General features: G+C 51.9%; 12 protein-coding genes. 10 read left to right on the forward strand and 2 right to left on the reverse strand.

Annotation, left to right across the window (positions count from 1 at the left end; translation table 11 throughout):
* From IB286_RS14870 to IB286_RS14905, 9 genes are all read left to right on the forward strand, one after another.
* Positions 1-1,000 (forward strand): iron-containing alcohol dehydrogenase (locus tag IB286_RS14870; RefSeq protein ID WP_190766916.1); only part of this gene is annotated, 1,000 nt, incomplete at its 5' end.
* 10 nt (positions 1,001-1,010) lie between these two features.
* Positions 1,011-1,139, forward strand: coding sequence for a hypothetical protein (locus IB286_RS15660; protein ID WP_263399090.1), 129 nt, complete (start codon positions 1,011-1,013; stop codon positions 1,137-1,139).
* An 18-nt stretch (positions 1,140-1,157) separates the two neighbouring features.
* On the forward strand, positions 1,158-2,117 hold the full coding sequence (locus IB286_RS14875; protein ID WP_190766918.1) for an alpha/beta hydrolase: 960 nt from the start codon (positions 1,158-1,160) through the stop codon (positions 2,115-2,117).
* Positions 2,118-2,125: 8 nt separating this feature from the next.
* Positions 2,126-2,836, forward strand: coding sequence for a 7-cyano-7-deazaguanine synthase QueC (gene queC / locus IB286_RS14880; protein WP_190766920.1), 711 nt, complete (start codon positions 2,126-2,128; stop codon positions 2,834-2,836).
* Positions 2,833-3,468, forward strand: a complete 636-nt coding sequence (gene queE, locus IB286_RS14885; RefSeq protein ID WP_190766922.1) for a 7-carboxy-7-deazaguanine synthase — start codon at positions 2,833-2,835, stop codon at positions 3,466-3,468. Before queC ends, queE begins: the two co-directional genes overlap by 4 nt.
* Positions 3,469-3,480: 12 nt before the next feature.
* Complete coding sequence (locus IB286_RS14890) at positions 3,481-3,855, forward strand: 6-pyruvoyl trahydropterin synthase family protein (RefSeq protein WP_190766924.1); 375 nt, start codon at positions 3,481-3,483, stop codon at positions 3,853-3,855.
* Complete coding sequence (locus tag IB286_RS14895; RefSeq protein WP_190766926.1) at positions 3,852-3,995, forward strand: hypothetical protein; 144 nt, start codon at positions 3,852-3,854, stop codon at positions 3,993-3,995. The genes IB286_RS14890 and IB286_RS14895 overlap by 4 nt, the downstream gene beginning before the upstream one ends.
* Before the next feature lie 57 nt (positions 3,996-4,052).
* A complete protein-coding gene (locus IB286_RS14900) occupies positions 4,053-4,622 on the forward strand; it encodes a 5' nucleotidase, NT5C type (RefSeq protein ID WP_190766928.1) in 570 nt (189 codons plus the stop codon).
* A gap of 180 nt (positions 4,623-4,802) precedes the next feature.
* Positions 4,803-5,573 (forward strand): site-specific integrase, encoded by a 771-nt coding sequence (locus IB286_RS14905; RefSeq protein WP_190766930.1) that lies wholly within the window; start codon positions 4,803-4,805, stop codon positions 5,571-5,573.
* A 171-nt stretch (positions 5,574-5,744) separates the two neighbouring features.
* Here IB286_RS14905 and IB286_RS14910 read toward each other — a convergent pair whose 3' ends face one another.
* Entirely contained in the window at positions 5,745-6,188 is a 444-nt protein-coding gene (locus IB286_RS14910; protein WP_190766931.1) for a hypothetical protein, read from the reverse strand.
* A 2-nt stretch (positions 6,189-6,190) separates the two neighbouring features.
* Entirely contained in the window at positions 6,191-6,802 is a 612-nt protein-coding gene (locus IB286_RS14915; RefSeq protein ID WP_317889779.1) for a TIR domain-containing protein, read from the reverse strand.
* A 476-nt stretch (positions 6,803-7,278) separates the two neighbouring features.
* Here IB286_RS14915 and IB286_RS14920 point away from each other — a divergent pair.
* A partial coding sequence (locus IB286_RS14920; protein WP_190766936.1) for a transposase occupies positions 7,279-7,387 on the forward strand: 109 nt, incomplete at its 3' end.

Raw genomic sequence — 7,387 nt, forward strand, 5'->3', positions numbered from 1 at the left:
CGTTCGCCTGGCGGGTGTATTTACCGACACCGCCCCGGACGCGGAGTCCGGCTGTATCGACGACTGTCTGGCGATGGCACGGGCAACTGGCGCCGACGGCCTGCTGGCCGTGGGTGGCGGCAGTGTCCTAGACTCGGTCAAACTGGTCAAGCTTGCCATGTACTCCAAGGTGGACAGCGTGTCTCAGTTGCTGAAGTCGCCGGTCAAGATGATGCAGTGGCCGGAAGTCGAGCACATGGGCGTCCCGCATATATCGGTGCCCACCACCGCGGGTACCGGTGCTGAGGTGACCAACGGCGCGGTGATCTACAACAAGGGGTTGGGCATCAAACACCTGATCGTCAGCCACTACCTAGAGTCGGACATCGCGGTGCTGGATGCTCATATGACCACCGGCCTGCCGCCGATGCTCACCGCCGCCACCGGTATGGACGCGCTGACCCATGCTATCGAAACCATGGGACACCCCAATACGGGGCACTTCACCCTGGCCCACGCGGAGACCAGCGCGAAGATCATCATGCAGAACTTGCCCAAAGTGGTTGCCGATGGATCGGATCTGCTGGCGCGCCAGGCCATGCTCAACGCCAGCGCCATGGCTTGTAACTCGGTGGTGAACGACTTCGGGCCGTCGCCTGTACACAACTTCGCTCACGCCTTTGGCGCCGTCTGTCACATTCATCACGGTGAGGCGAACGGCGTGCTGCTGCCCATCGTGATGGAGGAGTTCGCCGACTTCTACGTGCCGGTAGCAGATCGCCTGAAGGGTGTGTTCGGCGTGGAGGGCGAGGGCCGCGCAGCTGTGTTGGCCTGTGCAGCTAGAATAAGTGCGCTGCTGGAAGAGATGGGCCACCCAAGGGATTTTACTCGCCACGATATCCCGTTATCGAAAATGCCCGACATTGTCTTAGCGATCGCCCACGACCCCATCGCCGCATTCTTGCCCCTGCCCATGGATCTAATCGAGACCGTGTGTAGCCGGGTCTGTAACTGGTCCTGAGGATACCAATATGAAGATAAATTTCAGCGTTATCAGTGAGCGTTTGGCAGACACCTTCGCAGAACGCGAGGCCCTCGTAAATGTGGAGCGCAATCGCCGCTACACCTTCCGGGAATTCCACCGTATAAGCGGCGCTTGAATTTAAGGAGATTGGGTTATGAGCATTCGGGCATCCTTGGTGCGGCTGGTGATGCGGCTGGTGATGCGGCAAATCCATAAAGAAAATGGGTTGGAGCCAGCAGCTTTGCGGTTGGCGATTGATAAACGCGCCCGTCGCGGTGGCTGGCCCGAAGGCGGCAAGGTTGAGGAAGTCTCGGCCAATGGCGTGAAAGCCTTTTGGGTAGATGCTGAGAACGCCGATCCGAACCGGGTGTTCTATTATCTGCATGGCGGTGGCTATATTTTCGGCGCACCGGACACCACGCATAAGGATTTGCTGTGGCGCTTGTCCAAAGCATCGGGCGCACGGGTGCTGGCCATTGATTATCGCCTTGCGCCCGAAGCGCCGTTTCCCGCCGCAGTGGATGATGCGATTGCGGCCTATAATTGGTTGCTGGAACAAGGCTATCGCTCCGAAGCCATTGCCATTGGCGGCGACAGTGCGGGCGGCGGCCTCACCTTCGGCACCCTGTTGCGAATGCGTGATGAACGTATTCCGCTGCCTTCCTGTGCCGTTGGCCTGTCTCCATGGACGGATTTGGCCGGCACGGGTGAGACGGTTATCACCAATCTTCAATCCGACCTGATAATCCCCGGTGACCGTTTGGTGGAAACCGGTGAGCACTATCTGCAAGGACAAGACCCTGAATTGCCTTATGCCTCACCCCTCTATGGTAATCACGTCGGCTTGCCGCCGACCCTGATTCAGGTCGGTGAGCCGGAAGTACTGCTGGATGACAGCCGCCGCCTTGCCGCCAAGCTGAAGCGCGCAGGCGTGCCCGTCGCTTTGGAAATCTGGAAGGGCATGCCGCATGTCTTTCCCTTGCTGGCGCGCTTTATGCCGGAAGGCAAGCGGGCGATTGAGATTATCGGCACCTTTGTGCAGGGCCATTTAGCAGATGAAGCCGACCCGGCTTTGATTGCCGATTTAAGGGGTGAAGCCGCCGCGGCTGAATAGGGCATTTCATGAATGGTTCAAAAGCGCTCGTCCTGTTTTCCGGCGGGCAGGATTCGGCCACCTGTTTGGCGTGGGCGCTTGATCGCTTTGATGTGGTTGAGACGATTGGTTTTGACTACGGTCAACGTCACGCCATAGAGCTTGCGGCGCGCGGCCCCCTGCGTGATGCCGTTGCGATAGCCATGATGGACAAGGGTAAAGGCAAGCTGGGCGGTGATATTGTCTTGCCTGCTCATGTGTTGGGCGAGGTGGCACAAACAGCACTCACCCACGATGTGGCCATCAAGGCAGAGGAGGGCGGCCTGCCCAATACATTCGTGCCGGGGCGCAATCTGCTGTTCCTGACACTTGCAGCGGCCTATGGCTGGCGACGCGGGATCGAAACTTTGGTGGGCGGCATGTGTGAAACGGATTATTCCGGCTATCCCGATTGTCGCGATGATACGATGAAGGCGATGGCTTCAGCACTTACACTTGGGCTTGATCAGCCGGTGAAGATCGAGACCCCGCTTATGTTTATCACCAAGGCAGAGACATGGGCCTTGGCCGAACGCTTGGGCGGGGAGCGTTTGATTGAAGCCATTCTTGAGCACTCCCACACCTGTTATGAGGGCGTGCGGGAAGAACGGCATAGCTGGGGTTATGGCTGCGGCGTGTGTCCCGCCTGTGGACTGCGCGCGAAGGGCCATGCCGAATGGACTGCCTGGACAGAAAGATGACCTATTCCGTGAAGGAGATGTTCTACACCCTACAGGGGGAGGGAGCGCAGGCAGGCCGCCCCGCAGTCTTTCTGCGCTTTGCGGGATGCAATCTATGGAATGGGCTGGAGCGCGATCGCGCCGATGCCGTCTGTAATTTTTGCGATACGGATTTTGTGGGCGTGGATGGTCAAAATGGTGGCCAGTTCAAAGCGGCGGATGAGCTGGCAGCACGCGTCAGTTCATTCTGGCCGGAGGGTAAAGACGGCAAACCTTTTGTGGTCTGCACGGGGGGCGAACCCTTGCTGCAGCTTGATCTGCCCTTGATCGATGCCCTGCACGCCCAAGGCTTTGAGATTGCGGTGGAGACCAATGGCACCATCAAGGCTCCTGCCGGGATTGATTGGATCTGCGTCAGCCCCAAAGCTGATGCGCCTTTGCAGCAGCTTTGCGGCGATGAATTAAAGCTGGTCTACCCTCAAGCCAAGGCCCTGCCGGAACGCTTTGAAACCCTGGAATTTCGTCATTTTTATCTGCAACCCATGGATGGCGTTGCCGCGGCAGAAAATACCCGCGCGGCTACGTCCTATTGCTTATCCAACCCGCACTGGTCATTAAGCCTGCAAACGCACAAATTTTTGGGCATAGATTGATAGCTGCCAGCCATGCACACGGTTGAATTATATAAGGAATTCCGCTTCGATGCGGCTCATTTCCTGCCCCATGCGCCGGACGGACATCCCAATAAGCGTATGCATGGGCATTCTTTCCGTGTATCTGTGTTCATGCGCGGCGCACCGAATGCTGAAACCGGGCTGTTACAGGATTTGCAGGAAGTGAACGAGGCTATTGCCAAAGTGCATGACTTGCTGGATCACAACACCTTGAATGAGATTGCAGGGCTTGAAGTGCCGACGCTGGAAAACCTCTCTATCTTCATCTTCAACGCCTTGGCGGATGCGCTGCCCACCCTCTACAAAGTGGGTGTCCATCGCGATTCCTTGCATGAAGGCTGTGAATATGTGGGGCGCGCGGCATGACCGATCACTTGTCTCAATTAGGTGCCAAGGCAGAAGCGGCCCAAAATCCGGATGAGGCGGTGCTGGAAACTGTGCCCAACCCCCACCCTGATGTGGGTGTTTCGACATATATAGATCCCCGCTTTCGTAGAATTCACTAACTCATTGAATTTATGTTATTTTATTTTTCCTAGTTTTTCATATCCCAAGGAAAAATCATGGCTCAACGTGATAAAGCGATAATCTATGTGGATATGGATCACGTCTTATGCGACTACCAGGATGGATTTTCTAGGCAAAAGGCTATGTTCCCAGATTTGGAATTCCCTCAGAGCCAACCTGGTCTGTATATCGGCTTGAATCCTTTGCCTGGTGCTATCGAGACTTATCGGTGGCTAAACGATCACCCCAACACAAATGTCTATATTCTGCTGGCGCCGTCTGTACGTAACTCTCATTGCTATTCCGAAAAGCGAGACTGGGTTGAAAAGCACTTAGGCATATCCGTCGTGCAAAATCTCATTATTACCCCGCACAAAAACCTAAACAAAGGACACTACCTGATTGACGATATGGCGTCAGGAAAAGGTCAAGATCGCTTTGAGGGATCTTTGATTCACTTTGGTAGCGACCTGTTTCCTGATTGGGCATCTGTTCGCGCTTTCTTTGAAGAAGCTCTCCATCCGGACGGTTCGCCTCCAAAAGCCGGGCCATGGGATGCATTTTTCAATTCAGAACTCAGAGTAACTGAGGATTTTGGCTTGAACCAAGAAGATCGCGATTGGTGAATTTGAAACTTGTCGGTCGACAAATATTGGACTGATTACGAACAAATTTTAATAATTATTAAAGCAGTTTAATAATTGCTAATAAAAGCCCACTTTTCGCTTTAAACTGCACTTCTCGATCAATAATCCGTTAAAATAACATTATTACGGATTATTATTGCAGCCCTCTTCGAGGTTTCCATGCCCAAATCTGGCCAGGCGCGCGTTCTCACTACTGAGCAACAAGACCATGTCTTCGACGTGATCCAGCATCACCGGCACCCTGAAAAGAACACCGCCATCATGCAGATCAGTTTCAAGCTCGGTCTGCGGGCTCAGGAAATCGCCCTGCTTCAGATCAAGGAAATCGCGAAGCTCAATCCGTCGGGTACCGACTTTAAATTACTGGAAGTCATGAGCCTGCCAGCGGCCTACACCAAAGGTGCTGACGCTATGGGCCGGTCTCAAAGTCAATACCAGCGCAGAACGGTTAGTTTCGATGTGGCGAGTTTTAATCAGGTGGTTCGCCAGATTGAAGCGCTAGCCAAAGCTGGTGCTGAGATAAATCCCGAAGATTTTTACCTACCCGTTCGAAAACATCGAGGAAAATCTCGGGATCTTCCTATGGTAGATGCCGCCCTTCGTGCGTCGTTGACTGACCATTTGCGTGTACGGCTTGAAAAGGCCGGTACGCTAAAGCCCTCCTCCCCTCTTTTTATTACTCAAAAAGGTGGGGCCTATTCTCCGAACACCTTGCAGGAACACATGGCCGTCATACTTAGGGCCTGGGCAGGTGTAGAAAAAGCAAGCTCTCACAGTGGTCGCCGATCTTTGATCACGAATGTCATTCACAAACAGAAAAAATCAGTAAAAGTTGCCCAAAAAATTGCGGGGCACGTAAATCCTTCTACAACACTAATTTATGAAGAGCCGCCTGAAATTGCGATTTCTGAAGCATTGCGAGACCTATAGAATTAACTTCATTGCGACAGGAGCGGACAGGGGCCTTGTCGTCGTAGACGACGGCAGTAGTCAAAAGCGGACAATCGCAGAGGAGACATCCTTAGCCTCAACGCCGCGCTCTGCGGCAAATTTGGAGCGCAGCGGAAAATTTGTCCGACAGCAGCGCTTTGTTAAGTGATTTCACCCCAATGCTATCCATTTAGTGACGCCAATTAAGACACCAAGAGAAATGTAGAATCCCCAAACTGAAAAGGATTTGGCGGCTTCGAGCTGTAGTTTCGACATATTGCCAACGGGCATGACGGAATAAAGGTCTTGCTCGGTAAGGCTTCCAGCTCGAAGCTTGGAAACAAACTGGTTATAAGAATTGCGAAAGCCCTTTTCTAGAGCCAGGTAATAAGCGTCAAGAGCCAAAAATACTACTGTTGGTAAAAGTGCAATCCAAGCATAATCTGGTTTACCTTTATCAGCTATTATCACAAGAACAGCAGCTACTAAGGTCACACACCATGCTTTGCAATTGGTGCTATTTGTTGACATTCGCTGAATGACGTTTTGGATTATGCCAAGATGCGTCTGAATCGAGGCTGCTTCGGAATCGATTTGGAGCGGATCTTCATTCATATTTAGTTCCGTTTGTTCTTAATAGCGTGGTCAATCCAGTCAGAAATATTTGCAGCGATATCCCGATAGGCTTGTGATGGATCAGGATCGTAACACGGCACCACGGATGACAGCTTGCGCCCATCATTAAAAGTGAATTCATCAAAGGGGTTGGCGCCTTTTCGGCACGTGCCATTTCTTGCGCATCTAATATTATGTATGTGGATTCCGATAATGGCTTTACCTTGGTTCCAGGCCCTCTCTATCTCGTATTTTACCCACGGACGTGAGGCAGTCTCTGAACCAATAAGAACAATCACACATCTTTTATACTTCATGTTTTGATCGATCCAGTTTTGCACAGCGGCCTTACCATTCCTTTTGATCTGCTCCCACTCATTTGCATTTACTGCGGAGTTCCCTTCAATTGCTCCAATGTTTCGTATTTGCTGAACACGCATAACATCATTAGCGAAATGAAAGCTGTAGAAAACGGGAATTTTCGCCACTTTTTTCTCCTTACTATTCAATGTCAATGCACCGCCAATTACACCGCCAGCCAGCAAACCACCTATGCCGGGCAACAATACATTGCCCAAAAGCGCGCCGGCTGACGGCCAGAAAACTTGTTCCACTCTGAATTGGCTAACTCGTTTCTTTGGCGCCTTCAATTTTATTGGGCGTGGACTATGTGCCATCGAAAACCTATTGGAGATCTACATATTGCCACTAGATATTGCTAATCCAAGTTCCTGAATTTGATCCGGCATCAAAAGCTGCGTAGCCAGACCTTCCGGTTTGTTTATCAGTTCCTTCATCAATTTTCTTGTACAACTGAAGATATTCGTTCCCGTACCAATTCCCAGAGTCATCTTCAGTAGGAATGATTAGTATTTTTCCATATCCTTTTTTGGAATCGGCATACCCAATCTCCCAAGGACACCAACGTGATTGAGTGGAATTGCTTGTGGCCAAAAACAGAAACCAATCCGTTGACGTTATTTTCGACTTAATCTTACTTGCCGTTTCCTTATTGGGCGTGTAATCCCCCCGCAAACACGTAACGGTTATTAGTAGAAAATTCCATTAAACTGAGGCAAAGGAGTTTTCTATGCGAACATCACGATACAGCGACAGCCAGATACTGGCGATCTTGAAACAAAACGAGAGCGGAGTTTCCGTTCCTGAGCTCTGCCGTGAACACGGCATGAGCTCAGCTA

The organism is Spongiibacter pelagi, assembly GCF_014705705.1.
GTDB classification, from domain to species: Bacteria; Pseudomonadota; Gammaproteobacteria; order Pseudomonadales; family Spongiibacteraceae; genus Spongiibacter; species Spongiibacter pelagi.